We start from the raw sequence: 23,627 nt of genomic DNA on the forward strand, positions 1-23,627 counted from the left end.
ATGGCTATAGCCGTTTTGTACGGCTACTGCCGACATAACACGGGGAAGGAGGCATCGTGAGCAACCTACTGCTGCTCACCAACGCCCTTGAGCCCTCGGCCGAGGTGCTTCCGGCGCTGGGGCTGCTGCTGCACTCGATCCGGGTCGCCCCCGCTGAGGCCACCGCGCTGATCAACACCCCACCCGCCGACGCCGTCCTGATCGACGCACGCCGCGAACTCGCCCATGCCAAGAGCCTCTGCCGGCTACTGCGGACCACGGGCATCACCTGTCCCCTGCTGGTGATCGTCACCGAGGGCGGCCTGGCCGCGATGACCGCCGACTGGGGCGCCGACGACGTCATCCTGAACAGCGCCGGTCCCGCCGAGGTCGAGGCACGACTGCGGATCACCGCGGGCCGCCTGAACCTGTCCGCCGCCGGGGAGGCCCCGGACGAGATCCGCAACGGCGACCTGACGATCGACGAGGCCACCTACACCGCCCGGCTCCGCGGCCGCGCGCTCGACCTGACCTTCAAGGAGTTCGAGCTCCTGAAGTATCTGGCGCAACACCCCGGGCGGGTCTTCACCCGCGCCCAGCTCCTGCAGGAGGTGTGGGGGTACGACTACTTCGGCGGCACGCGGACCGTGGACGTCCACGTCCGGCGGCTGCGCGCCAAACTCGGCGCCGAGTACGAGGCGCTGATCGGCACCGTGCGCAACGTCGGCTACCGCTTCGTCCCCGAACGCGGCAACGAGCCCTCAGAAGACCGCGAACCCGCCCACAGCTAGTCCCGCGTTCCGCACCCGGCCCGATGTCACGACGGGCCCTCCTCCCCGCCGTCCGGAGCCCGCGACAGATGGCGCAGGAACCACTCCCTGGCCAGATAGGCGACCTGCTCCAGCGCGCCGGGTTCCTCGAAGAGGTGCGAGGCGCCCGGGACGATCTCCAGACGTGTCTCACCGCGCAGCTCCCGCGCAGCCTCACGGTTGAGTTTGACGACGGCGGGGTCGGCCTCTCCGACGATCAACAGCGTGGGCTGGTGAACCGACCGGAGCGCGTCACCGGCGAGGTCCGGCCGCCCGCCCCGGGAGACGACCGCCTTCACCGCGTCCGGCCTGGTCGCGGCGGCGGCGAGCGCCGCGGCCGCCCCCGTGCTCGCGCCGAAGAGCCCGACGTACAGGCCGGCGGTGGGCTCGTGCGCCACCAGCCAGTCGGTGAGTGCCGCCAGCCGTACGGTGAGCAGGCCGATGTCGAAACGGAGCTCGCCCGTCCGGAAGTCGGCCTGCTCCTCCGCCGGTGTGAGCAGATCGGTGAGGATCGTGGCCAGTCCCGCCCGGTGAAGCTCACCCGCCACGTAGCGGTTGCGCGGGCTGTGCCGGCTGCTGCCGCTGCCGTGCGCGAACAGCACCGCCCCGTGCGCCGGCCGCGGCACCACCACGTCCGCCCCCAGCGTGACGCCCGCGGCGGGGATCTCCAGATGCTCCAGATTCATCCGGACGGCGTTCATGTTCTCCCCTTCGACATGTCTTCCCCCTTCTTCCTGGGCCCTCCCCCTCGAACCCGGACACCCGCGCGCCCCCGGCTGGTCAGACACCGGCCGGGTAGGTCTCGGGGACCTCTCCCCGCTCCCAGCCGGCCGTCCGCTCCAGCGGCTCGACCGCCCGCGTCTCGTCGATGTGGATCAGCGCGTCGTACCGGTCGGCCACCCGGGCGTGGAAGTAGTGGCTCCGCCGTTCGGTCCTCGGGCGGTAGACGACGCCGATCGCCCGTTCCAGCCGCGGTGGGCGGAGCGCCTCCGCGGCCGGGGACGCGGAGCCGAACAGGAGCATGAACTCCTTCTTGCCGGTCTCGTGGAGCAGTTCCTCGACCGATCCGGCGAGCGCGGGCCGTACCCGCTTGCGCTCGGCCGGGGCGCCCCAGTCGTCGGCCGCCGTCACGGTGCCGGTGTAGGTGGTGAAGCCGATGAGGCGGGAGTCCCCCGGATGCCGCTCGCGGACCAGCTGACCGATGGTGAGCTCGCCGCGGGCCGCGGCCTCCGTCGCCCGGGCGTCGCCGACGTGGGAGTTGTGGGCCCATACGACGATCTTCGCGGGCCGGCCGTACCCGCGGGTGAGGTGGTCGGCGAGCGCGTCCAGGGTGTCGGCCATGTGGCGGTCGCGCAGGTTCCAGGAGGAGACCCTCCCGCTGAACATCGTGCGGTAGTACTCCTCGGCCGCCTTGACGGTCCGCGCGTTCCGCTCGGCGTGGAAGACCTCGTCCTCGACGAGCGTCCCGTCCCGCCGGATGTACTCCAGCGCGTGGCGCTGCAGGTCGGCCAGCTGCTCGACCACCTGCCCCTGGCACGACTCACCGGCCCCGAACGCGGCGGCGAAGCCGTACGCCTGGCCGTCGCCACCGGCGTGATGGTCGAAGCAGGCGTAGCGCTCCCTGGCGCGCGCCGCGGCCTCCGGATCGACCCGTTCGAGGATGGCGACGACCTCGTGGATCGACCGGTACAGGCTGTAGAGGTCCAGCCCGTAGAAACCGGCCTTCGCCCTCTCCTCCTCCCCGGCCCGGTCATTGTGCCCGCGCAGCCACCCGACGAAGTCCAGCACCTCCGCGTTGCGCCACATCCAGGTCGGGAAACGCTCGAAGCCGCGCAGCGCCTCCTCGGCGGTGGCGTCGTCGTCGCGTCCGAGGACGTAGCGGCTCACCCGGTAGGCGTCGGGCCAGTCCGCCTCCACCGCCACCGCGCAGAAGCCGCGCTCCTCGATGAGCCGCCGTGTCATGCGGGCACGCGCCCGATAGAACTCGTGGCTGCCGTGCGAGGACTCCCCGATCAGGACAAGACGCGCGTCACCCACCAGATCAAAGAGATCCTCGTCGCGCGGCACCCCCTCCTCGGTGGGCAGGGCCTGCGCGCGGACGACCGCCACCTCGGGGGGGTCCTGCGGGTCGGCCTCCACCGGCCGTGATCTCGACGCGGCGCGGAGGAGCTCCTGCACCTCCTCGTCGGTCGTCTGGGTGAAGTCCCAGTAGGACATCCCGACCGCCACGAAGGGAGAGGGCGTGGTGGCGCAGACCACCTCGTCGGCCAGGACGCCGAGCTCGCGGCAGGTCGACTCCGGCGCGGCGGGGACCGCGACGACGATCTCGGCCGGACGCCGGCGGCGGAGGGCCTCGACGGCGGCACGCATGCTCGCGCCCGTCGCGAGCCCGTCGTCCACCACGACGACGGTCCTGCCCATGAGGTCGGGCGGCGGGCGCCCCTCCCGGTAGACCCGCTCCCGTCTGAGAAGTTCGCGGCCCTCGCGCTCGGCGACCTGCCGGACGGTCTCCGGCGAGACACCCAGCGCCCGGACGACGTCCTCGTTGAGCACGATGACCCCGCCCCCGGCGATCGCCCCCATCGCCAGCTCCTCCCGGCCGGGGAGGCCCAGCTTGCGGACGAGGAAGACGTCGAGCGGGACACCGAGGGCCATGGCGATCTCATAGGCCACGGGCACGCCGCCCCGGGGCAGCCCCACGACGACGACATCCGGCATGCCCCGGTAACGCCTCAGAAGACTCGCCAGGACGCGACCGGCATCCCGCCGATCCTGGAACAGACGGTCTGACACAGCCGCCACCTCCGGTTGGCGTAGTTCGCCCCGCCTTCCTGAAACATGCCCGAACTGCGATGACTGACCGTTGAGCACCGGGAACGTGTCACGAGTTTTACCCGGCGCGCCCCCTGTCTTTACCGGCACGGGTACGGCCCCGCGCCCGTGCCGGGCACCCCGGACCGCCTAGGGGACGACGGTGATGTGGTTGGGAACCGGGGGCGTGATCAGCGGGTTCGCGGCGAAGTGGGCCGCGAAGGCGTCGATGTCGAGCGGGCCGCTCCACAGGTCCGTGCCGTTCCTGAACTCCAGGAAGGCGTCACCCCCGCCGACCAGGAAGTTGTTGGCGGCGACCCGGACGCTCCGGGTATCCGTCACCGCGACACCGTCGATCTTGATGTCCGAGACCTTCGCCCCCCAGGCCGCGCCCCTGCTGTAGGTATAGGTGAGGTTCGACGACGGCTGCAGGATCTTGTTGAAGGGCTGGGCGTTGGGACCGCCGGTGAACTGCTGCTCCAGAACGGTCTTGAGCTGGGCACCGGTGAGGGTGACCACCTGCGTGAGGTTGTTGAACGGCTGCACCGTGAAGGCCTCGCCGTAGGTCACCACGCCGTCGCCCTCGCCCGCGGGCGAACTCGGGTAGGTGAGGCCGGCGCGCACGCCGCCCGGGTTCATCAGCGCGACCTGGGCGGTGCCGCCGGTCCTGGTCGCGGCGAGCTGGCCGTCGGCGATGAGGTTGCCCAGGGGGGACTCTCCCGACGGGGACGGGGTGTTGACGATGTCGGCCGTGATCCTGCCGATCGGCCGGTTGGCCACCGGTGCGACGCGGTCCTTCCAGCTCTGGACGAACGCGGCGATCTCCGGGTCCGGGGTGACGGTCCTGGTCACGACCTGGTTGTCGGCCACAACCGAGGAGCGCACGACGTCACGGGTACGGACGTCCACCTGGAAGTCGACCTTGGTGATCACCCTGCCGAAGGAGCCGCCCTGGCTGAACAGGCGCGTACCGCCCTTGGGGTCGGACACCGTACACAGGTATGCCTGGTGGGAGTGACCGCTGAGGATCATGTCGATCTCGGCGTCGACCTGGGTGGCGATCCGGTTGCCCACCCCCGGCTGGGCGCTACAGGCGTCGGGCGACCGGCCGGGGGTGACCTGGTCGCCCTCGTGCACCAGCACGACCTGGGCCTTGACGCCGACGAGCCTGAGCAGCCGGGAGGCGACGTTGGCCGCCTTGACCTCGTCGACGAACTCCAGGTCCTCGACCCCCTCGGAGGTGACGATGTTCGGGGTGGTCCGGGTGACCAGGCCGATGAAGCCGATCGGCACACCGTTCATCCAGCGGACGGTGACCGGGGGGAGCGCGGGGATGCCGTAGTCCTTCAGCGGCGCGCGCAGCGGGCCGGTGTTCTGCCCGCCGAACGCGGCGAGCGCCTCCCGCTCGGCGGCCCCGTCCGGCCGCTTGAAGATCACATTGGCGCCGAGATAGCTGTAGCCCGCCCCCTTCCACGTGCCGGCGGGCGAGCAGCCGTCCACCGGGTGGCAGCCACCACGCATGATCCGCCTCAGCTCGGCGTAGCCCTCGTCGAACTCGTGGTTGCCGACGGCCGAGGCGGTGACGCCCACCTTGCCGAGGAACTCCACCGACGGCTCGTCGTGGTAGGCCGCCGACAGCAGCGGGGTGGCGCCGATCAGGTCGCCCTGGGCGACCTTGAGCGTGTTCTCGTCGGACAACCGCCTGAGATACGTGGCCACGTAGGCGGCGCCGCCCGCCTCGACGGTGGCGCCGGTCTCGTCGACCATCCGGCCGGACGAGCCGGTCGGCGGTTCGAGGTTGCCGTGGAAGTCGTTCAGGGCGAGCAGGCGGACCGGCACCGTCTTGGGAGGCTTGCCGCCCGCCTCCGCCGGACCCGTCACGAGCACGAGACCGGTTCCGGCGAGGACCCCGGCCATGACCAACCGCTGAAAGGAGCGAGGCATCATGAACCACGACATTAAATCGGCAACCCATGGAAGGAATGTCCGAGAGGTAACGATTAACCGATGCATCACATGGCGGTTTTTGCCAGTCCCCGGCGATCCCCTGGAATCCGGGGCCGCCTAGAGTCCAGGACATGAACGTGCGCGTGGAACACAGGGGACGACTTGACGAACAACAGGTGGCCGCCGTCCTCGAAGTCGTCGAGGCCGCCACGGAGGCCGACGGGGTCAGGCCGCTCAACGAACATGTGATGCTGCACCTCCGCTACGGCGGGGACGAGCAGGCGGGGGCCGTACTCCTGTACGCCGGGGACGACCTCGTGGGCTACGCGCACGTGGACCCGACCGACCCCGTCGAGGGGCCCAGCGGGGAACTGGTGATCCACCCCGCGTTCCGGAGGCGCGGGTACGGGCGGCGTCTGCTCCGCGCCGTACTGGAGCGGAGTGGAGGGCGGCTCCGCCTGTGGGCGCACGGCGACCACACGGGAGCCGAGGCCCTCGCCGTGTCGGCCGGGTTCACCAAGGTCAGATCGCTGTGGCAGATGCGCCGCCCCCTGCTCGCGGCGGTCCCCGGCTTCGACCTCCCCCCCGGCGTACGGCTGCGCGCATTCGAGCCGGGATCCTCCGACGAGGAGTCCTTGGTGGCGCTCAACGCCCAGGCGTTCGCCGACCACCCCGAGCAGGGAGCGTGGACCGTCGAGGATCTGAGGCGGCGCGAGCAGGAGCCGTGGTTCGACCCGGCGGGGTTCTTCCTCGCGGTGCGTGAAACCGCCCCCACGCAGCTCACGGAGCGGCTGACCGGGTCCGAGAGCCCCACGGAACGGCGGACCCGGGCCGAGAGCCTCGCGGAACGGCAGGTCGGGGCCACCGGTTTCACGGAGCGGACCGGCCCAACCGGCGTCGTGAAGGGGCGGGACGGCTCGGCGGGCGGCGAGCGACTGGTGGGCTTCCACTGGACCAAGGTGCACGGCGACGACGGCCACGGACACGAGCCGATCGGCGAGGTCTACGTCGTCGGCGTCGATCCCGCCGAGCAGGGCGGCGGACTGGGCAGGGCGCTGACGCTCGCGGGCCTGGCCCACCTGAGGTCGCGGGGCCTGGCCCAGGTGATGTTGTACGTGGACGAGAGCAACACCGCGGCGATCCGCCTCTACGAGAAGCTGGGCTTCACCCGGTGGGACGTCGACGTCATGTACCGGAAATGACGAGACGCGATGGAACGCCGATCGCAGCCACTCGATCGACGTCCCATCGCGTTCGTCCGGGTTCTACTCGAAAACCCAGTGGAACCCGTAGTAGACCAGTGCTCCGACGAGCGCCGCGGCGGGGATCGTGAGAACCCAGCCGGTCACGATGTTGGCCGCGACCCCCCAGCGCACCGCCGACAGACGCCGGGCCGCACCCACACCCATGATCGAACTCGTAACCGTGTGGGTGGTGGAGATGGGCGCGCCGAAGCCCAAGGCCGCGATGTAGAGCACGGACGCGGCGGCGGACTCCGAGGCGAACCCCTGGGGAGGGGTGACCGTGGAGATCCGGCGGCCGAGCGTCCGCATGATCCGCCAGCCACCGGCGTAGGTGCCCAGCGAGATGGCCGTCGCGGCGGAGAGGATGACCCATTGCGGGATCGGATCACCGTTGTTCTTGAACCCGCCGACCACGAGCGCCAGGAAGATCACACCCATGGTCTTCTGCGCGTCCTGCAGACCGTGTCCGAGGGCCAGCGCCCCGGACGAGATGATCTGCGAGCGGCGGAAGCCCTGGTTGACCTTGGGTGCGTTGGAGCGGCGGAAGGTCCACAGGAAGCCGATCATGATGGCCCCCGCCAGGGTGAACCCGACCAACGGCGAGAGAATCATCGGGATGACGACCTTGTGGAACACGCCCTCCCAATGGATGATGCTCGACGAGGCGAGCGCCGCACCGACCATGCCGCCGATCAGCGCGTGACTGCTCGACGAGGGCAGGCCGAAGTACCAGGTGACGATGTTCCAGGCGATCGCGCCGAGCAGGCTCGCGGCCACGATCACCAGGCCGTGCGTGCCCTTGGGGGCGTCGATGATGCCTTTTCCGACGGTCGACGCCACCTGTGTGCCGAGGTTCGCACCCAGGAAGTTCATCCCCGCGGCCATGATCAAAGCGGTCTTCGGCTTCAACGCCTGTGTCGAAACCGCGGTCGCGACCGCGTTGGCGGCGTCGTGGAAGCCGTTGGTGTAGTCGAAGGCCAAGGCCACGACCACCACGCCGATGATGAGTACCAGCGTCAGGTCCACTAGCTATCCTTGACCGCGATCGACTCGATGGTATTGGCCACCCGCTCGAACGCGTCCGCGGCCATCTCCAGCTGGTCGACGACCTCCTTCACCTTGAACCAGGCCAACCCTTCGCTTTCGCCGTTGAAGAGGGAGGCGAGGAGGTGACGGTAGATCCGGTCGGCCTGGTTCTCCAGCCGGTTGATCTCTATCCAGTAGTCGCTCAGATTCTTCATCGAGCGCAGCCGGGGCATGGCCTCGGCGGTCAGCTCGGCGGCCATCGTCAGAACCTCGACCTGCTGGACGACGTCCTTGGGGAGCTCGTCGACCTGGTAGAGGACCATGAGGTCGGCGGCGGCCTCCATGTGGTCCATCACGTCGTCGAGGGCCGACGCGAGACGGTAGATGTCCTCTCGGTCGAAGGGGGTGATGAAGCTCCTGCTGAGCAGGCTCATGATCGAGTGAGTACGCTCGTCGCCGGCGTGCTCACAGGCACGCAGCTTTTCGGCCAGAGCCCGCCTGTCCGATCCGTCGCTGACGATTTCCGACAGCAGGTGGGACGCTGTGACGAGGTTATTCCCCAAGGCGGCGAACATCTCGTAGTAGCTGTCCTCGCTGGGCGTAAGGCGCAGGGGCACGTCGCTCTCCAGATATGCGGGGATGGGACGTTGGAAACGTACGGTCACCGGCGGAGATAGGGCCTCACCTTTTTGAACACCCGACCTTTCCTATCGCCGCCGGCCATAACGTGGCCGACGACATCAGGGTCGAGGGTCCTCCAGGGTTTCCGTTTCCGGTGACCATCGCATTGACTTGCGGTCACGCTACGCCGTCACGCGCCCCAAATGGAGCCACCCTCCTCTTCCCTAACCTTTTTGGGGCGAACCTTCATCTTGTCCTCACCTACCGGCCTCTTATGCCAGGTATGCCAACCCTTAGCTACACTTATGCATACATTCCTATAAACATAAGGCCGTCGAACCGCCCCACTCTCAGGAATCTCACCCTCTCGGCTGACTTCGTCGTGTTGACCTATGTAAACGGCCAGTAAGGATGATTGATGTCAGATCAGACCATTCATCCGGTTGAATCCCGATCGGCACGACGGCCACCGGATGTACCGCAGACGCCCGAACCACCATCGAGCGACACGACGACACCGGCCTGAGGACGACGGCACCGCCCTGAGGGCGACGGCCGGCCACCACGACCGGTGAGCAGGGTCCCTTTAGATCCGGCTCCGGTGAAAGTTCAGATAGGAACGACTCGGCGTCGGCCCCCGCTGCCCCTGATACCGCGAGCCGTACTTCTGCGAGCCGTACGGATGCTCGGCGGGCGAGCTGAGACGGAACATGCACAACTGGCCGATCTTCATACCGGGCCAGAGCTTGATCGGCAGCGTCGCGACATTGGACAGCTCCAGCGTCACATGCCCACTGAACCCCGGGTCGATGAAACCCGCCGTGGAATGGGTGAGCAGGCCCAGCCTGCCCAGCGAACTCTTCCCCTCCAGCCGCGAGGCGACGTCGTCGGGAAGCGTGATGACCTCGTAGGTACTGGCCAGGACGAACTCACCGGGATGCAGGATGAACGGCTCGTCCCCCTCGGGCTCGACCACCCGTGTCAGGTCCGGCTGCTCGATCGACGGATCGATGTGGGGATATCGGTGGTTTTCGAAGACTCTGAAGTAGCGGTCCAGCCGCACGTCGATGCTCGACGGCTGGATCATCTCCGGCTGGAAGGGATCGATTTTGACCCTGCCGGACTCGATCTCGGTACGGATGTCACGGTCGGAAAGCAGCACGTGAGGCAACCTACCAACGCCCCACCACCCCACAGACCGGGAAACTCCCCTCCGACAACGGCAAGAGCCCTCCGAGTTTCCGCTACAGTAGAGGGCGCGGCCCACCGCTGCGGGTGTAGTTCAATGGCAGAACATCAGCTTCCCAAGCTGACAGCGCGGGTTCGATTCCCGTCACCCGCTCTCACCATGAAGGCCCAGGTCAGGGACGGTTTCCCGATCTGGGCCTTGATTGTTTCCGGGGTCATTTCCCCCTCGCGTGCCAGTTCCGTGCCAGATCAGTTGATCTTGCTCTTGGCGGGAGGCTCGTCTTCTTCAGGCTTGAGTCCTTCCCTGACGATCTCCCCGAGGGCGTCGGCGATAGCTCGGTCTCGGTCCTTGGCCGCGTGCAAGTAGACCATCGCCGCCTTGGTGCTGGAGTGGCCCATCCGCGCCATCAGCTCCTTGAGCGACGCCCCGGTCAGCGCCGCCAGGGTGTTGCCCGTGTGCCGCAGGTCGTGAATGTAGACCTTCGGGATTCCGGGGCGAATGACCAATGTTCGGAAGCCGAATTTTCCCGCGCGGTTCCGTCAGGCGGTGAGTTCGAGGAAGTTTCGCACGATCGGGGTCTGGCGGTGGGGCCTCAGTCGTTTACGGAGGTCGGCGATGGCTCCGGATGGGCGGGTGGAGTCCACACCGCCGCTCTGCTCGAAAGCCTGCCGTGCGGCCGTGCAAGCCTCTTCGATCTCGCCGAGCGCAAAGTGGGCCTCAGCCGCCCGGGTGAGATAGAGAGCGTTGTCGCGGACGTAGCCGTCGGCGGAGTACTCCGCGACACGGGCGGCCTCGAAGGAACGGAGCGCCTGCCGAGGGTCGCCCAGGTCGAGGGCGCACGCCCCGGCGAGCATCTCGATCTCGCCTTCGGTCATCCAGTAGGTCCAGGGCGGGTCGTCGTCGTGTGATCCCTGGGCGAAGGTCTCGCGGGCCAGGGACAGCTCATGGGCGCAGGCGTTCCGACCGTGGGGTGTCTTGGACAGGGCACGGGCCGCCCGGACGTGAAGCATCGACCGGACCCGGGGAGTGGTGCGCCGCCCGGTCTGGTTCTGCGCGGTCTGGACGAGGTTGACCGCGTCCTGCGGGTTCCCGACGGAGTAGGTCTGGATCGCCATGAAGGCCAGAACATGCGCGCCGGCCTCCGGGTCTCCGGCGGTGGCCGAGGCCCGTAGCGCGGTGATGAAGTACTTCTGCGCGGCGGCCTGCCGGCCCGCGTCGAAGTGCTGCCAGCCGCAGATGCGTGCGGCCTCACAGACGGTCGTGAACAGGCGGCGTCCTGTCTCGGAGGTGTAGGTGGCCTTGTCGGCGAGAGAGCTGATCAATTGGAGCTCCGCGGTGGCGATTTGCCGGAGCTCTCCTCCACCGAGGACGTCGTCCAGGTGGCGCAGGTCGTCGAGGCGTTGCTCGAGGCGGGTGACCGTGTCAACGGTAATGGTTCGCCGTCCCGCCGATGCGGTGGGCAGTTGGTTGAACGACTCGCTCCACTGTGTGACGATGCCACCCAGTGTCGCCCCAGTGGCTATCAGGAATCCTCGACGGTCCATGGATCCTCCCCGCCTGGAAGCGGCCATTGAAGCCACGGTACCTTCCAGGGTCCAGGGGGCGCCAAGGGCAGTTCGGTCGTCGGGAAAGGTGAGCAGGAGCCAGTCAGGCCAGCCGAGTTCATGTACGGCCTGCTCGGCGATGCCGTGCAGGCTGGCGATGGCCAGTTGGGCGGTCAGCTCGGGCGTGTACCGGCCCGCCTCCCAGCGGGCGACCTTCTCCCGGCGTATTGCCATCGCTCCGTGACCGAGCTCGCGATGCCGGCGGTCCAGCAGAGTCAGGTACTCACTGGCGGACAGGCCCAGCTGGGCGCGTAACGCGGCCAGCGGGTGCCGGTAGGACTCACTTCCCATCGCGCGGCTCCTCAACCACAACCGGTCCCTGCACGCTCACCGTACTTGCCTGACAAGGCGGTCAGGGGAAGTCGGCAACACTCCGGCAACACGTTGTCCGTAGTCAGACACCGAGAGTGCTTGCTGTCATGCGTTCACCGGGTTCGAACGGACGGTGAAGGGCGGGACGACGATGCGTGAGCGGCAGCCCCTGGTGTCGCTGGTGACCTCGGTACGAGGAAACGGGCTCCACGTGCGGAGCCTTCTGGCCTCGCTCGCCGAGCAGAGGTTTCCCCTGGAAAGGCTGGAAGTCGTCCTCGTGGACAACGATCCACCCTGGCGGCACGGCGCCGTGGAGCTCGCCGCCCGCGGTGTCCGGCCGTTCCCGGTCCGAGTCGTGCGGGAGCCCCGCGCCGGGCTCAGCCGGGGACGCAACCAGGGCATCCTCGCCGCCCGGGGGCGGTTCGTCGCACTTACCGACCCCGACGTCACCCCGGACCCCTACTGGCTCACCCTCCTGGTCGACGCGGCCGAGGAGGAAGGAGCCGCAGTCGTGGGAGGCCGTACGGACACCGTCTATCCCGGCGGGACCGTCGTGCCTCTGCACGTCTCCTCCGGCCTGCCACTTCTCGAATGCCACGGCCCGCCGAAGTGGCCGCAGGCGCGCACCGGCTACGGCTGGCCGTACTGGATCACCACGGCCAACATGCTCATCGACCGCGCGGCCGCGCTGCGGATCGGCCCATTCCGGACCGATCTGGGACGGCGCGGCCGACTGCCACTGGACTGCGAGGACCTGGAATGGGTCGACCGCGCCGTCCAGCGAGGCCTGACAGCGGTGATCGAACCGGCCGCCGTCGTCACCCACCCCATCGGCCGCCGGGAGACCACCGCACGCTGGTTCCTCACCCAGGGGCTCTGCCACGGCGTCTGCGTGGCGCGGATGCACTCCAGCGTGCGAGTGCATCCCGCGGCGATCCAGGCCGACCGGCAGGCCATGGCGCTGGCGTTCGAAGCGCTCGTCATGGGGTGGGGCTTCCTCGACCGCGCGAGTGCGGTGCGCGGCGCGCGAGACCTGATCCGCATCGGCGCCTACCACACCGAACGCCTCCGCCTCCTCCATCGCTCCCCGCACCGGTGGGCGGCTTTCCGCCTGCCGACCCTGTCTTCTCCCAAGGAGTGCTGACGTCATGAACCTCATCACCACGACCGGCCTGACCGCCGTCGACCGGCTCGACATGGAACTCGTCGAGCGCAAAGGAGCCGGACACCCTGACACACTCGCCGACGGCGTCGCCGAGGCGGTCTCCCGTCTGTACAGCATCTACTGCCTGGAGCACTTCGGCGCGATCCTGCACCACAACACCGACAAGACCGCGCTGCTCGGCGGCGCGGCCGAGGTGGGCTTCGGGCACGGGCACCTCACCGAGCCGATCGTCGCCCTGGTCAACGGGCGGCTCACCCCCGCCCTCGGCGACCACGTCATCCCGGTCGAGGAGATCATCGCCACCGCGACGACGGACTTCCTCGGCCACGCCCTGCCGCTGCTGAACGCGGAGACCGACCTGGTCATCCGCTCCCGCATGTCGCAGGCGTCCAGCCCGGGAGCCGTCGCCGGGCCGACCGATGACCAGCGGGCAGGGCGCCGGTTCTGGTTCATGCCGCGCAGCCTGGAAGACCTGCCCGAGTTGGAGCGGATGTTCGCCAACGACACCTCCGCAGGGGTCGGATACGCCCCGCTCGGCGTGGCCGAACGGCTCGCGCTGAAGGTCGAGTCCCTTCTGACGTCCCCGAAGTTCACCGCCGTGCACCCGCAGTTCGGGACGGATGTCAAGCTCATGGTGGTGCGCACCGGGACGCGGTTGCACGTGACCGCGTGTGTTCCGCAGATCGCCGCGCACACTCCCGACTTGGACGCCTACGTCGCCCATCGAGCCCAGGCCGGAGAGCTGATCACCGACCTCGCCGCCGACCTGGCTCCCGGCCATCGGGTGCAGGTGGCGGTCAACACCCGCGACGACGACGCGCGCCGCGAGCTGTACCTGACCGCGATCGGCTCCTCGATCGAGTCCGGGGACGAGGGGGTGGTCGGGCGAGGCAACCGCGTCAACGGGCTGATCTCGATGTTCCGCCCCATGTCCATGGAAGGCGTCTCGGGCAAGAACTCCGTCTACCACGTCGGCAAGCTCTACAACCTGGCCGCCCAGCGGGTCGCGGTGAGGCTGCATGAGGAGACCGGCCGGACGTACGCCGTGGCGCTGGTCTCCCAGTCGGGACGCGACCTCACAGACCCTTGGCAGGTCCTGGTGCAGGCCTCCGGAGACGAACGCCTCGACCTCGACCTGATCCGCAAGGCGGTGACGGTCGTGATGGACGACCTGGACGACATCCGTACCGCGCTGCTGGACGGCGCGCTCCCCACCGTCTGAAGGAGCGACCCCATGATCTCCCATTCCGGTCGGCCGCCCCTGGCACCCTGCCTTAACCCGGCCACCGTTACCGGCCTGGACATAGAGGACTTCCTGTACCTGGCCGCCGCGACATCTTTCCGCACCGTAGAGCTGTCGATCCAGCAGGCGATCGCCTACGGGCCGGAGAAAACCGCCGAGCTCCTGACCGAGCTCGGGCTGAGCGTGGCCGCCGCCAGCGGCATCGTCCCGGCCGGGCCGGTGCTGCCGGCGCCGCTGCTGATCACCGACGACGCCTACACCGCGGCGCTGGCCGACCTTCCCGAACGACTGGCCGCATTCCGCATGATTGGCTGCCCGGTCGCCACCGTACTGCTCAACCCGCGCACCGGAGGCGACCCACGGGCCGCGATCACGACCGCGGTTAAGCGACTGCGGAGCCTGGCCGAGGCGGCTGCCGACCACGGAGTACGGCTGGCCGTCGAGGCCGTCGGAACCCGTGCCGGTCTGGACGCCTGCCTGGAAGGGCCGCACGAGGTCGCCGCCAGTCTCCCACGCCTGGCCGAACTCCTGGAGCGCGTCGGCCGTGACGACGTGGGCGTGTGCGTGGACTCCTTCCACTGGGCCGCCACCGGTGCCGACCCCACGCACCTGACCGGACTGGCCCCACTGCCGATCGAACACGTGCAGATCGCCGACATTCCGGCTGAGCAGCCGCCGGACCAGTGGACCGACAAGATGCGGCTGCTTCCCGGAGCAGGGGCCCTGAACTGGGCAGCGTTCGTACGAGCGATCGAAACCGCGGGGTACGGCGGGCCGCTGTCGGTCGAACTGTTCAACCCCGAGCTGCGGCTGCTGCCGGAGGCCGAGATCGCCACCCGTGCCTACCTGACCACCCGAGCGATCGTGGACACCGCATGAACACCGGGACCGGTGAGCGCCGGAGATGGCGGCTGGCGATCGCCGGGTGCGGCGGAGCGGCGTTCGGGATCCACCTGCCGCTCCTCGCCACTCATCCGGCGTTCGAGGTGATGGCCGTCGCCGACCGCGAGGTGGACCGAGCCTGGGAGGCGGCACGCCGCTTCGCCGTTCCGCGCTTCGCGACCAACGTGGTCGAGGTGCTCGACGAAGCCGACATGCTCCTGGTCCTCACCGGCGTACACGAACCTTTGATCGAGCTGGCCCTGGAGACGGGGACACATGTCTTCACCGAGAAGCCCCTCAGCCTGAACGCCGGGCGTACCGCCGAGTTGCGTCAGCAAGCACTCCGGGCGGGCCTGCTGCTGGAGGTGGGGGCGATGCGTGCCTACGACCCGGCCTTGCACGCGCTGCTGGAGACGGTCCCGGCCGGGAAGATCAACGGTGGTGTTCTCACCAAGGCCGACGGGACCGACCAGGCCGCCAGGGCCGCGTTTCTTCCGGCGGGCTTCGCGCCGTACACCTTCGGCGCCGATCCGCCGCCGTCGTTGCCGGCCAGGCTGGACGCGCACCGGATGCGGGTACTGCAGGTGCTGCTGTGGCAGGGATACCACCAGCTCACGACTCTGGCGGTGATCTGCCCCGAGCTTACGGCGCTCGCCTGCGTCACCACCCTCGGAGTGGGGACCCTCCACGCCCTCGTCCGCGGTGGTGACGCCGTGTTCACCGTGATCATCACCGGCGCGTCGACCGGGATCTATCGCGACGAGATTCATCTCGACATCGGCAACCGCTCGGAGACCCTCGCGTTCGCCTCGCCGTACCTGACGGGCCTGTCGGGAGGCGAAGGACAGCAGAAGGCGGGATCGCCACACCGGGCGTTCGCCTCGATGTGGAGCGGTATCGATGTCCGCCTGCGCCGTGCCTCCGGTCTTCCCGTACTCGGAGCGGAACCTGTCTGGCAGCAGGTGGGCAGTACCGAATTGGCGGAACGGATCGAGCGGCTCGCCCTGGATCTCGCCCTTCTCGCCTCCATCCCGAACGAAACCGTTCCCCTCATGGAGAGGCGGCTCCTCGCATGAACGACAACAGCACGGAACAACCGCCGGGGAGGCGACCGCGGGTAGGACTGATCGGTGCGGGCCGGATCGCCCGTACCGGCCACCTGCCCGCCTACGCCGCCGGTGGCGTCCCACTGGTCGCCGTCTGCAGCGCCACCGGAACCTCCGCGCAGAACCTTGCGGCCGCCTGGCCGGGTGACCCCTTGCGGGTCCACGCAAGCGCCGCCGAACTGGCCGCAGATCCGAATGTCGCCCTCATCGACATCGCGACCCCGCCGACCGGCCGGGCCGCGCTGATCGCCTCGCTACTGCCGTATGGCAAGCCGCTCCTGGTTCAGAAGCCCCTCGCCTACACCCTTGAGGAGGCCGTCACGATCACTGAGCAGGCGGCGGCCGCGGGGGTACCGGTCGCGGTTAACCACAACCTGCGCTGGGCACCGCCCCAACGGGTGCTCACCGGGTGGATCGCCGCCGGGAAACTGGGGGAGATCGTGCATCTGGCCCACGTGCACCACTTCGGTGAGGACGAACGCACCTGGTACACCGACCACCCCGACTACCTGTTCGTTGACCACGGTCTGCACTACCTGGACCTGGTCCGCTGGCACACCGGGCGTGAGCCGGTCGCCGTCGCCGCCCGCACCGTCCGCATCCCAGGTCAGAGCGCGTTCTGCCCGCTGGCCTACACGATCATGCTGCGATTCGACGACCCGCCCTTGGTCGCCTCTCTAGCCCTGTACGACGCGACCCGCTCGGTGGCGGCGTGGGCGAGCAACTGGTTCGTCAACGGCACCAAGGGAGACGCACACCTCACCTACACCACCGCGACCCTGCACACCGCCACGGGGAAGACCATCTCCCGGACCCCGCCCGGAGAGTGGGTGCCCGACGGGATCCTGGCCGCCTACACCGCGTTCGCGCAGGCTCTCGCCGATGACCGGCTCCCGCCTCACCACGTCGGCGACCATCTGCGCACCCTGGCCCTGGCCCAGGCCGCGGCGACCTCCGCCCAGGCCGACGGAGCGTGGATCGACGTCCCCCGTGTACTCCACGAACGTGAGGGAGGTCATCCACGATGATCGTGACGCGCCTGGAGGCTTCCCCCTCCGTGACACTCGCCTTCGAAGGGCCACCCGGCGCGGGCAAGACCAGCCTGCTCGCCGCCCTCGTTCCCACGCTCGGTGACCGGTGCGTGTTCTTCTCCGAACCCAACATCAAGCTCGTCAGCGGCACGGAGGCGCCCGTCCACCCCGGCACCGCGGCCCACACCCTGTGGTATCTGCGATCGGAACGACTACGCGCCGCCGTCCTGTCGGACTGCGCGGTGAAGCACGACGCCCAGGTGGTGTTACTGGACCGCAACCACCTGGGAGTGCTGGCCTACTGTTTCGCCACCCGCCATCCCGACGCGCTTCCCTACGCCAAGGCCCTGGACTACCACCGGAAGCACATCGCACCGGTGCTGCCCGCCGACATGCGCACGGTGATCCTTCAGGTCGGAGCCGGGGACAGCCTGCACCGTCGTGGCGGGCATCCCGCCCACCCCCGTTGGCAGCAGTGGTACGACCCGGACCTCCTGGAACAGATGGATCTGTTCTACCGTGAGCACGCGCCCGGGCTGTGCCCCCGACCGCCGCTGGTCATCGACACCGGGCCGCTCAGCCGACAGGCCGTTCTGGAGATCGTGGCCACCGAACTGGCCGTGGCCGGGGTCTCACTCCCATCGGACGTGTGGCCGATCGATCCCAGACCTCTCGTCGACGACGCCTTCGCGATCGCTCACAACGCCGCAGGCGGAGCCGCCGTTCTCGGCAATCCCGTCACCCCCGCCTTCATCTACCGGGGCGGGCTGATGCAGATGTTCCAGCTCGCCGCCCTGCACCAGGCCGGCGACCGCACCTCCCTCTGGAACCCCCTCGGGTCCGGCCGGTTCACGGAGACCGGCTCATGAGCAGAAAGACGCCGTGCGCGGTGGGCATCAACCTCGGACACGACGGAGGCGCCGCCCTGGTTACTCCCGATGAGATGATCGCCATCGGCGAGGAGCGCCTCAACCGCACCCGTTACAGCCCCGGCTGGCAGGCCGCCCTGCTGTACTGCCTGCGAGCCGCCGGGCTGCGCCTGGACGACGTCGACCTGATCGTGGTCAGCAACGTCGGTCGCACTCCGGCCGTCCCGTCCGACACCGGGCTGTTCCATCTCGGCGTCGAGGAGAGCAGGATCCGCGTCCTCGACCACCATCTCTCCCATGCCTACACCGCCTACTGCCTGGGCCCCTACGACATGGCCACCGTGCTGGTCGCCGACGGTGCGGGCAACCACGCCGACACCGAAACCTTCTACCTGGCCGGCCCCGACGGCATCGAACGGCTCGGCGGCAACGACCCCAAGCGAGGTCGCCACGGTGGGATCGGCGCCACCTACGAGGCCTTCACCGAACACCTCGGCTGGCACCCGCAGGAGGCGGGCAAGACGATGGCCCTGGCCTCCTATGGGAATCCGGCCGCCTACCTCGCGCCGTTGTTCGACATCCACGACACCCGCGTCTACGGACGGTTGGAGACCACCCACGCTCGGGGTGTCGCCACCCTCGCCGCGGCGACCGGCTTCGACTTCGGCCCGCCCGGCAGCCAGGGCAATCACCCGCGTGGCATCGACGCCGCGGCCTATCTCCAAGACCAGGTGGAGCAGGTGCTGTGCGCGCTCGTCCAGGCGATCGTCTCGATCACCGGGGTGAGCGAGGTGTGCATGGCCGGCGGGGTCGCGCTCAACTGCGTCGCCAACGACAGGATCCGCCGTCTGCCCGAGGTGGCCGGTCTGTTCGTCCCGCCCTCGGCCTCCGACCGCGGCCAGGCCCTCGGCAACGCCCTGTACGGCCTGCACCACCTCACCGGCGAGTTGCCTCGCCGTCCTCTGACCGTGGATTCCTTCGGCCGTTCCTACTCCGACGAGGAGATCGAGTTGGCGTTGAACCGCGATCCCCGCTCGGGCCTCGTTGAACGCCGATTCGCCCCCTTCACCTGGCGCCGGGAGAGCGACATCCCCGCCTGCGCGGCGCAGATGCTTACCGACGGGCGCCTGGTCGGCTGGTTCCAGGGCGGCAGCGAGCTCGGCCCCCGGGCACTGGGCAACCGCTCGATCCTGGCCGACCCGCGCAGCGCCACCGGCCGGGACGCACTGAACAGCCGGATCAAGCACCGAGAGCCCTTCCGGCCGTTCGCCCCCGCCGTCCTCTCCGCCGACGCCTCCCGCTGGTTTGACCTGGACGGCCCGTCCCCGTTCATGCTGCTCGCACCCGCCGTCCGCCACGGTGCCAGGAACCGGATCCCCGGCGTGGTCCACGTCGACGGGACCGCCCGCGTCCAGACCGTCGACCGGGCGACCTCTCCGAGCTTCGCCGCGCTCATCGAACACTTCAGAGCCCTCACCGGCGTGCCCGTCGTACTCAACACCAGCTTCAACGACCGCGAGCCGATCGTGGAGACCCCGGCCGATGCACTCGCGACATTCCAGGCGAGCGACTTGGATGTGCTGTGCCTGGGGGACTATCTGGTGGAGAAGATCCGATGAGGTGGGCGTGCTGGGACGATAGGGAGATGAGCACCCCGAGGATCCGCGAGGCCGCCCGCGCCATCGTCCTGGACGACGGCGGCCGCGTCCTGCTACTCCGCTACGACGAGGGCGGCAAGGTCTTCTGGGCCACTCCCGGAGGCGCGCTCAACCCAGGTGAGGACTACCAGGCCGCCCTTCGCCGGGAACTCGGCGAGGAGCTCGGCGTCACCGACGTGGAACTCGGCCCGCAGATCGCCACCCGCATCAAGGAGCATCTGATCCAGGGGGAGTCCGTCCGGCAGATCGAGCGCTACTTCGTCGTCCGGATCCCGGCCGCCCGCGTCGCCCCCGCCCGCGCCACCCAGACCGACGGCATCCTGGGCTGGGAGTGGTGGGCTCCGGCGGACCTGCGTGCCACCGACCAGGTGGTCTACCCGGTCGGGCTCACAACGCTGATCGACCACTTCCTCTCCAAAGGAACCCCGACCATCCCCTTCACTTTCACTGGCTGAGCACACAGCCTCAGGTGAGGTGACCGGACCGTCGGCTTCCCCCACACGGCGACGGCTAGGCAGCCGGACTCTCTCCAGCTCCGAACCTCACGGCCACATCCCGGCGGTATCGGCCTGAGGGAGGATCGGACCGGTTTTTGGCGGTAGCCCGGCGGGGTTGACAACGGTTCGGTTCCGATCCTCCCCGAAGGCCGTCCCAGGAGGTTCTGGGAATACCCATTCCCGGTAGCCAGCCCCAAGGCCGCCCCGGGGCGGGGCCAAGGCCGCGAAACCCCCGCCCCCGCGCGGTCGCCGAGGCCCCCGGGAAGCCCCCCGAACTCCGTGGGCCACGGAGTTTCAGAGGGGGTGGGGAGTGCCGGTGGCCGACGCCCGCCTCCGCCGGGTCGGGGGATCGGCAGGCGCGCCTGCGCGAGTGCCTCGCGAGACTCTTCCCCGAGCCAGGGGGCGGGGCTGTTTTCAGCCGATCTTCCTGTGGATCGGCAGATGATCAGTGATTATGCGGATTTTCCGATCATGGGTACGTGATATTGGCGGGGTGAGCATTGAAGAGCGCGAGGAGAACAGGGAGCACAGGGAGTACGAGGAGAACGAGGTTCGATCGGAGCTGATGCGGGCCGGGGTACGGGCCCGGGTGGCGCGGCTGGCGCACACCACCGGTGCCGGGGCGCGCCGCTGGTCGTCTCCGGTGTTGCTGGCGGTGTTGTCGGCGGGGGCGTTCGGGGCGTTTTGTGACCCCCAGAACGCCACGGCCGGGGCCGCGTCGGGGGCCGCGCTGCTGGGAGCCGCGACCGCGGTTGGCGGGAACCTGCTGACCGACATCGTCAAAGCCGCCATCGCCCGCCTCGGCGGCAACACCGGTGACGGCGGCGATGGTGAGCCGTCGCGGCAGGGGTTGGAGACAGAGCTGGAGCGGCGGATCCAGCAGATCCTGGAAGGCGGCGGCCAGGAGGCCGAGGAGCTGCGTGCGGAGATCGCGCGTCTGCTGGACCGGGTCGGTGCGGTCGGTGCGGCGATCGAGGCGGCGATCCAGGCCGGGGATCGTGACCTGCAAGAACAGCTGGCCTGTGGGTTGGCCGGGTTGGGGCGGGAGTTCGCCGAGTTCGGCTTCACTTTGGCGGCTGTTGAGGATCGGCTGCGGGTGCTGCGGGACGGCCAGGATGCGCAGGGGGCGCAGCTGGGTGTGGTGGTGGGGTTGCAGTATCGGCAGGCGACCGATATCCGGCTGCTGTTGCAGCTGGTGTCGGAGCTTCCCCGCCAACCCCCGGACGGCGCGCTCGGCGGCGGGCGGGTGCGGTGGGGGGAGGGGTGCCCGTATCGGGGGCTGGTGCCCTTCACCGAGGCCGACGCCGAGGTGTTCTACGGCCGGGAGGTGACCACCGCGCAGCTGGTCACCTCCGTGTCCCGGCGGCTGTCCTTCCCGGGGATGGTGGTGGTGACCGGCGCGTCGGGGGCGGGGAAGTCCTCGCTGCTGCGCGCGGGCCTGTTGCCAGCGGTCGGCCGGGGGGAGCTGACGGAGGCGGCGCGGGATTGGCCGGTGCTGGTTGTGGAGCCGACCGGCTCCCCGCTGACGCGCTTGGCCGGTGCTTTGGCCGCGCTGGCGAACCTCCCGGCTCCGGAGGTGGTGCGCAGCCTGTCCGGCGATCCGCGGCAGGCGCCGCTGCTGGTGCGCCAGGCTGTGGAGACCGACGCCCGCCGCCGCACCCTCCCGGCCCAGGTTGCGGCGGGGGGCAGGCTGGTGCTGGTCGTCGACCAGTTCGAGGAGATCTTCACCCTCACCCTCACCCCCGACACCGGCGAGCAGGCGACCCAGGCGACGCAGGCCGTGGCGGAGCGGGAGGCGTTCATCGCCGCCTTGCACGCGGCCGCGACCGTCCCGTGCGGACCGGGCGAGGCTCCGGCGGCGTTGGTGGTGGTCGCGGTGCGCGGCGATTTCGTCGACCGCTGCGCCGCCCACCCGCACCTGGCCGCCGCGCTGCAGGACGGGCCGTTCGTCGTCGGCCCGATGCGCGAGGCGGACCTGCGGCGGGTGGTCACCGGCCCCGCCGACGCAGCCGGCCTGGAAATCGAGCCCGGCCTGGTCGACGTCATCCTCAGCGAGCTGCGCGCCCCGGGCGGCGGGTGTGAGGCGGGGGTGTTGCCGCTGCTGTCGCAGACCATGCTCACCGTCTGGGAGCACCGCGAAGGCGACCGCCTGACCAGCCGGGGATACGCGCGCACCGGCGGGGTGACCCACGCGGTGGCCACCAGCGCCGAGACCACCTACACCGCCCTGGCCCCCGACCGCCAGGAAACGACCCAGCGGGTGTTCGAACAGTTGACGGCCGTCACCGGCGACGACGTACTGGCCCGCCGCACCGTCGAGCGCACCGCGTTGCACACCGGCCGCCCCGAGGCCGGGCGCGCCGCGGTCGAGGAGGTGCTGGAGGTCTTCGCCCGCCGGCGGCTCATCGTCGTCGACGCCGACCGGGTGCAGATCTCCCACGACGTGCTGCTGAGCTCCTGGCCGCGACTGCGCGCCTGGCTGGCCGACGAGCGCGCCGACCGCGCCCTGCACACCGAGATCCTGCAGGACACCGACGAGTGGGACCAGCGCGACCGGGATGCGTCGTTTCTATATCGCGGGGTCCGCCTGCAGGCCGCCGAGGAGGCCGCCGCCCGCTGGCAGGCCGACCCGAGCCGCTATGGGGCCTTCGGCCTGCCCGGGTCTGCGGCGGCCTTCCTGCACGCCGGCACCCGGGCCGCCACCCGGACCCGCCGCCGACAAGCCGTGTTCACCGCGTTGGCCGGGCTGCTGGTGGTCGCGATCATCACCGTGGTGGTCGCGGTGCGCTCCGCCCAGGACGCCAACCAGCAACGCGCGTTGGCACTGGCCCGCAGTGCCCAGGCCGCATCCCGGGACGCGGCCGCCGACAGCCAAGCCCTGCCCGGCGACCCGGCGACCTCGGCGCGGCTGGCCGCCGCGGCGCAGGCCCTCGCCCCGACCGACGAGGCGCGGGTGAGCATGGCCGCGCTCCTTGGCCAACCCGCACGCGCCGTCCTGACCGGCCACACCGGCCCGGTGTTCTCGGTGGCGTTCAGCCCGGACGGCCACACCCTGGCCACCGCCGGAGACGACGGCACGGTGCGGATCTGGAACACGACCACCGGCCGGCAGATCGGCGCCCCACTCACCGGCCACACCGACGAGGTGAACTCGGTGGCGTTCAGCCCGGACGGCAAACGCCTGGCCAGCGGCGGAGACGACAACACGGTGCGGATCTGGGACGCGGCCACCGGCCGGCAGATCGGCGCCCCACTCACCGGCCACACCGGCCCGGTGTTCTCGGTGGCGTTCAGCCCGGACGGCCACACCCTGGCCACCGCCGGAGACGACGGCACCGTGCGGATCTGGAACACGACCACCGGCCGGCAGATCGGCGCCCCACTCACCGGCCACACCGACGAGGTGAACTCGGTGGCGTTCAGCCCGGACGGCAAACGCCTGGCCAGCGGCGGAGACGACAACACGGTGCGGATCTGGGACGCGGCCACCGGCCGGCAGATCGGCGCCCCACTCACCGGCCACACTGGCGCGGTGCGCTCGGTGGCGTTCAGCCCGGACGGCCACACCCTGGCCACCGCCGGAGACGACGGCACCGTGCGGATCTGGAACACGACCACCGGCAAACCGGTCGCC

Annotated in this window: 19 protein-coding genes and 1 tRNA gene; 12 read left to right on the forward strand and 8 right to left on the reverse strand. The window is 69.7% G+C overall.

What is annotated here, in order from left to right; translation table 11 throughout:
* The first annotated feature begins 56 nt into the window (after positions 1-56).
* On the forward strand, positions 57-770 hold the full coding sequence (locus ACWEF2_RS20635) for a winged helix-turn-helix transcriptional regulator (RefSeq protein WP_453817415.1): 714 nt from the start codon (positions 57-59) through the stop codon (positions 768-770).
* Positions 771-796: 26 nt separating this feature from the next.
* Here the strand turns inward: ACWEF2_RS20635 and ACWEF2_RS20640 are convergent, their stop codons facing one another.
* From ACWEF2_RS20640 to ACWEF2_RS20650, 3 genes are all read right to left on the reverse strand, one after another.
* Positions 797-1,489 carry a dienelactone hydrolase family protein gene (locus tag ACWEF2_RS20640; RefSeq protein ID WP_453817417.1) on the reverse strand — a complete coding sequence of 231 codons (693 nt, stop codon included), beginning with the start codon at positions 1,487-1,489 and terminating at the stop codon, positions 797-799.
* A 79-nt stretch (positions 1,490-1,568) separates the two neighbouring features.
* The gene (locus ACWEF2_RS20645) at positions 1,569-3,581 is read right to left on the reverse strand and encodes an erythromycin esterase family protein (protein ID WP_453817419.1); all 2,013 of its coding nucleotides are present in this window, start codon (positions 3,579-3,581) and stop codon (positions 1,569-1,571) included.
* Between the two features lie 168 nt (positions 3,582-3,749).
* The gene (locus tag ACWEF2_RS20650; RefSeq protein WP_453817421.1) at positions 3,750-5,546 is read right to left on the reverse strand and encodes a bifunctional metallophosphatase/5'-nucleotidase; all 1,797 of its coding nucleotides are present in this window, start codon (positions 5,544-5,546) and stop codon (positions 3,750-3,752) included.
* Positions 5,547-5,677: 131 nt separating this feature from the next.
* Here ACWEF2_RS20650 and mshD point away from each other — a divergent pair, with 131 nt between their 5' ends.
* Positions 5,678-6,748 carry a mycothiol synthase gene (gene mshD / locus ACWEF2_RS20655; protein WP_453817423.1) on the forward strand — a complete coding sequence of 357 codons (1,071 nt, stop codon included), beginning with the start codon at positions 5,678-5,680 and terminating at the stop codon, positions 6,746-6,748.
* Between the two features lie 63 nt (positions 6,749-6,811).
* Here the strand turns inward: mshD and ACWEF2_RS20660 are convergent, their stop codons facing one another.
* From ACWEF2_RS20660 to dcd, 3 genes are all read right to left on the reverse strand, one after another.
* Entirely contained in the window at positions 6,812-7,816 is a 1,005-nt protein-coding gene (locus ACWEF2_RS20660; protein ID WP_453817425.1) for an anion permease, read from the reverse strand.
* Entirely contained in the window at positions 7,816-8,433 is a 618-nt protein-coding gene (locus tag ACWEF2_RS20665) for a DUF47 domain-containing protein (RefSeq protein ID WP_453817427.1), read from the reverse strand. Before ACWEF2_RS20665 ends, ACWEF2_RS20660 begins: the two co-directional genes overlap by 1 nt.
* Positions 8,434-9,023: 590 nt before the next feature.
* On the reverse strand, positions 9,024-9,599 hold the full coding sequence (gene dcd / locus ACWEF2_RS20670) for a dCTP deaminase (protein WP_453817429.1): 576 nt from the start codon (positions 9,597-9,599) through the stop codon (positions 9,024-9,026).
* 109 nt (positions 9,600-9,708) lie between these two features.
* Here dcd and ACWEF2_RS20675 point away from each other — a divergent pair.
* A tRNA-Gly gene (locus ACWEF2_RS20675) sits at positions 9,709-9,779 on the forward strand.
* A 95-nt stretch (positions 9,780-9,874) separates the two neighbouring features.
* On the opposite strand, the gene ACWEF2_RS20680 is transcribed toward ACWEF2_RS20675, so the two are convergent.
* Both ACWEF2_RS20680 and ACWEF2_RS20685 read right to left on the reverse strand, forming a co-directional pair.
* Positions 9,875-10,132, reverse strand: coding sequence for a hypothetical protein (locus tag ACWEF2_RS20680; RefSeq protein WP_453817431.1), 258 nt, complete (start codon positions 10,130-10,132; stop codon positions 9,875-9,877).
* 33 nt (positions 10,133-10,165) lie between these two features.
* On the reverse strand, positions 10,166-11,521 hold the full coding sequence (locus tag ACWEF2_RS20685; RefSeq protein ID WP_453817433.1) for a tetratricopeptide repeat protein: 1,356 nt from the start codon (positions 11,519-11,521) through the stop codon (positions 10,166-10,168).
* Between the two features lie 172 nt (positions 11,522-11,693).
* On the opposite strand from ACWEF2_RS20685, the gene ACWEF2_RS20690 reads away from it, so the two are divergent.
* From ACWEF2_RS20690 to ACWEF2_RS20730, 9 genes are all read left to right on the forward strand, one after another.
* Complete coding sequence (locus ACWEF2_RS20690) at positions 11,694-12,686, forward strand: glycosyltransferase family 2 protein (protein WP_453817435.1); 993 nt, start codon at positions 11,694-11,696, stop codon at positions 12,684-12,686.
* Positions 12,687-12,690: 4 nt separating this feature from the next.
* Positions 12,691-13,929 (forward strand): methionine adenosyltransferase, encoded by a 1,239-nt coding sequence (locus tag ACWEF2_RS20695; RefSeq protein WP_453817437.1) that lies wholly within the window; start codon positions 12,691-12,693, stop codon positions 13,927-13,929.
* A gap of 12 nt (positions 13,930-13,941) precedes the next feature.
* Positions 13,942-14,829, forward strand: coding sequence for a sugar phosphate isomerase/epimerase family protein (locus tag ACWEF2_RS20700; RefSeq protein WP_453817439.1), 888 nt, complete (start codon positions 13,942-13,944; stop codon positions 14,827-14,829).
* Positions 14,826-15,908, forward strand: a complete 1,083-nt coding sequence (locus tag ACWEF2_RS20705) for a Gfo/Idh/MocA family protein (protein WP_453817441.1) — start codon at positions 14,826-14,828, stop codon at positions 15,906-15,908. Before ACWEF2_RS20700 ends, ACWEF2_RS20705 begins: the two co-directional genes overlap by 4 nt.
* Entirely contained in the window at positions 15,905-16,966 is a 1,062-nt protein-coding gene (locus tag ACWEF2_RS20710) for a Gfo/Idh/MocA family protein (RefSeq protein WP_453817443.1), read from the forward strand. Before ACWEF2_RS20705 ends, ACWEF2_RS20710 begins: the two co-directional genes overlap by 4 nt.
* On the forward strand, positions 16,963-17,838 hold the full coding sequence (locus ACWEF2_RS20715; RefSeq protein ID WP_453817445.1) for a hypothetical protein: 876 nt from the start codon (positions 16,963-16,965) through the stop codon (positions 17,836-17,838). Before ACWEF2_RS20710 ends, ACWEF2_RS20715 begins: the two co-directional genes overlap by 4 nt.
* Positions 17,835-19,457 carry a carbamoyltransferase family protein gene (locus ACWEF2_RS20720; RefSeq protein WP_453817446.1) on the forward strand — a complete coding sequence of 541 codons (1,623 nt, stop codon included), beginning with the start codon at positions 17,835-17,837 and terminating at the stop codon, positions 19,455-19,457. The genes ACWEF2_RS20715 and ACWEF2_RS20720 overlap by 4 nt, the downstream gene beginning before the upstream one ends.
* A gap of 26 nt (positions 19,458-19,483) precedes the next feature.
* The gene (locus ACWEF2_RS20725; protein WP_453817448.1) at positions 19,484-19,951 is read left to right on the forward strand and encodes an NUDIX hydrolase; all 468 of its coding nucleotides are present in this window, start codon (positions 19,484-19,486) and stop codon (positions 19,949-19,951) included.
* A 535-nt stretch (positions 19,952-20,486) separates the two neighbouring features.
* A partial coding sequence (locus ACWEF2_RS20730) for an nSTAND1 domain-containing NTPase (protein ID WP_453817450.1) occupies positions 20,487-23,627 on the forward strand: 3,141 nt, incomplete at its 3' end.

The organism is Streptosporangium sp. NPDC004631, from assembly GCF_053601935.1.

What these genes read in the sequence shown, in the direction of transcription:
- ACWEF2_RS20640 (WP_453817417.1), bottom strand. Translation starts at nt 1,489, where the DNA reads ATGAACGCCGTCCGGATGAATCTGGAGCATCTGGAGATCCCCGCCGCG.
- ACWEF2_RS20650 (WP_453817421.1), bottom strand. Translation starts at nt 5,546, where the DNA reads ATGATGCCTCGCTCCTTTCAGCGGTTGGTCATGGCCGGGGTCCTCGCC.
- mshD (WP_453817423.1), top strand. Translation starts at nt 5,678, where the DNA reads ATGAACGTGCGCGTGGAACACAGGGGACGACTTGACGAACAACAGGTG.
- ACWEF2_RS20685 (WP_453817433.1), bottom strand. Translation starts at nt 11,521, where the DNA reads ATGGGAAGTGAGTCCTACCGGCACCCGCTGGCCGCGTTACGCGCCCAG.
- ACWEF2_RS20690 (WP_453817435.1), top strand. Translation starts at nt 11,694, where the DNA reads ATGCGTGAGCGGCAGCCCCTGGTGTCGCTGGTGACCTCGGTACGAGGA.
- ACWEF2_RS20695 (WP_453817437.1), top strand. Translation starts at nt 12,691, where the DNA reads ATGAACCTCATCACCACGACCGGCCTGACCGCCGTCGACCGGCTCGAC.
- ACWEF2_RS20700 (WP_453817439.1), top strand. Translation starts at nt 13,942, where the DNA reads ATGATCTCCCATTCCGGTCGGCCGCCCCTGGCACCCTGCCTTAACCCG.
- ACWEF2_RS20705 (WP_453817441.1), top strand. Translation starts at nt 14,826, where the DNA reads ATGAACACCGGGACCGGTGAGCGCCGGAGATGGCGGCTGGCGATCGCC.
- ACWEF2_RS20710 (WP_453817443.1), top strand. Translation starts at nt 15,905, where the DNA reads ATGAACGACAACAGCACGGAACAACCGCCGGGGAGGCGACCGCGGGTA.
- ACWEF2_RS20715 (WP_453817445.1), top strand. Translation starts at nt 16,963, where the DNA reads ATGATCGTGACGCGCCTGGAGGCTTCCCCCTCCGTGACACTCGCCTTC.
- ACWEF2_RS20720 (WP_453817446.1), top strand. Translation starts at nt 17,835, where the DNA reads ATGAGCAGAAAGACGCCGTGCGCGGTGGGCATCAACCTCGGACACGAC.
- ACWEF2_RS20725 (WP_453817448.1), top strand. Translation starts at nt 19,484, where the DNA reads ATGAGCACCCCGAGGATCCGCGAGGCCGCCCGCGCCATCGTCCTGGAC.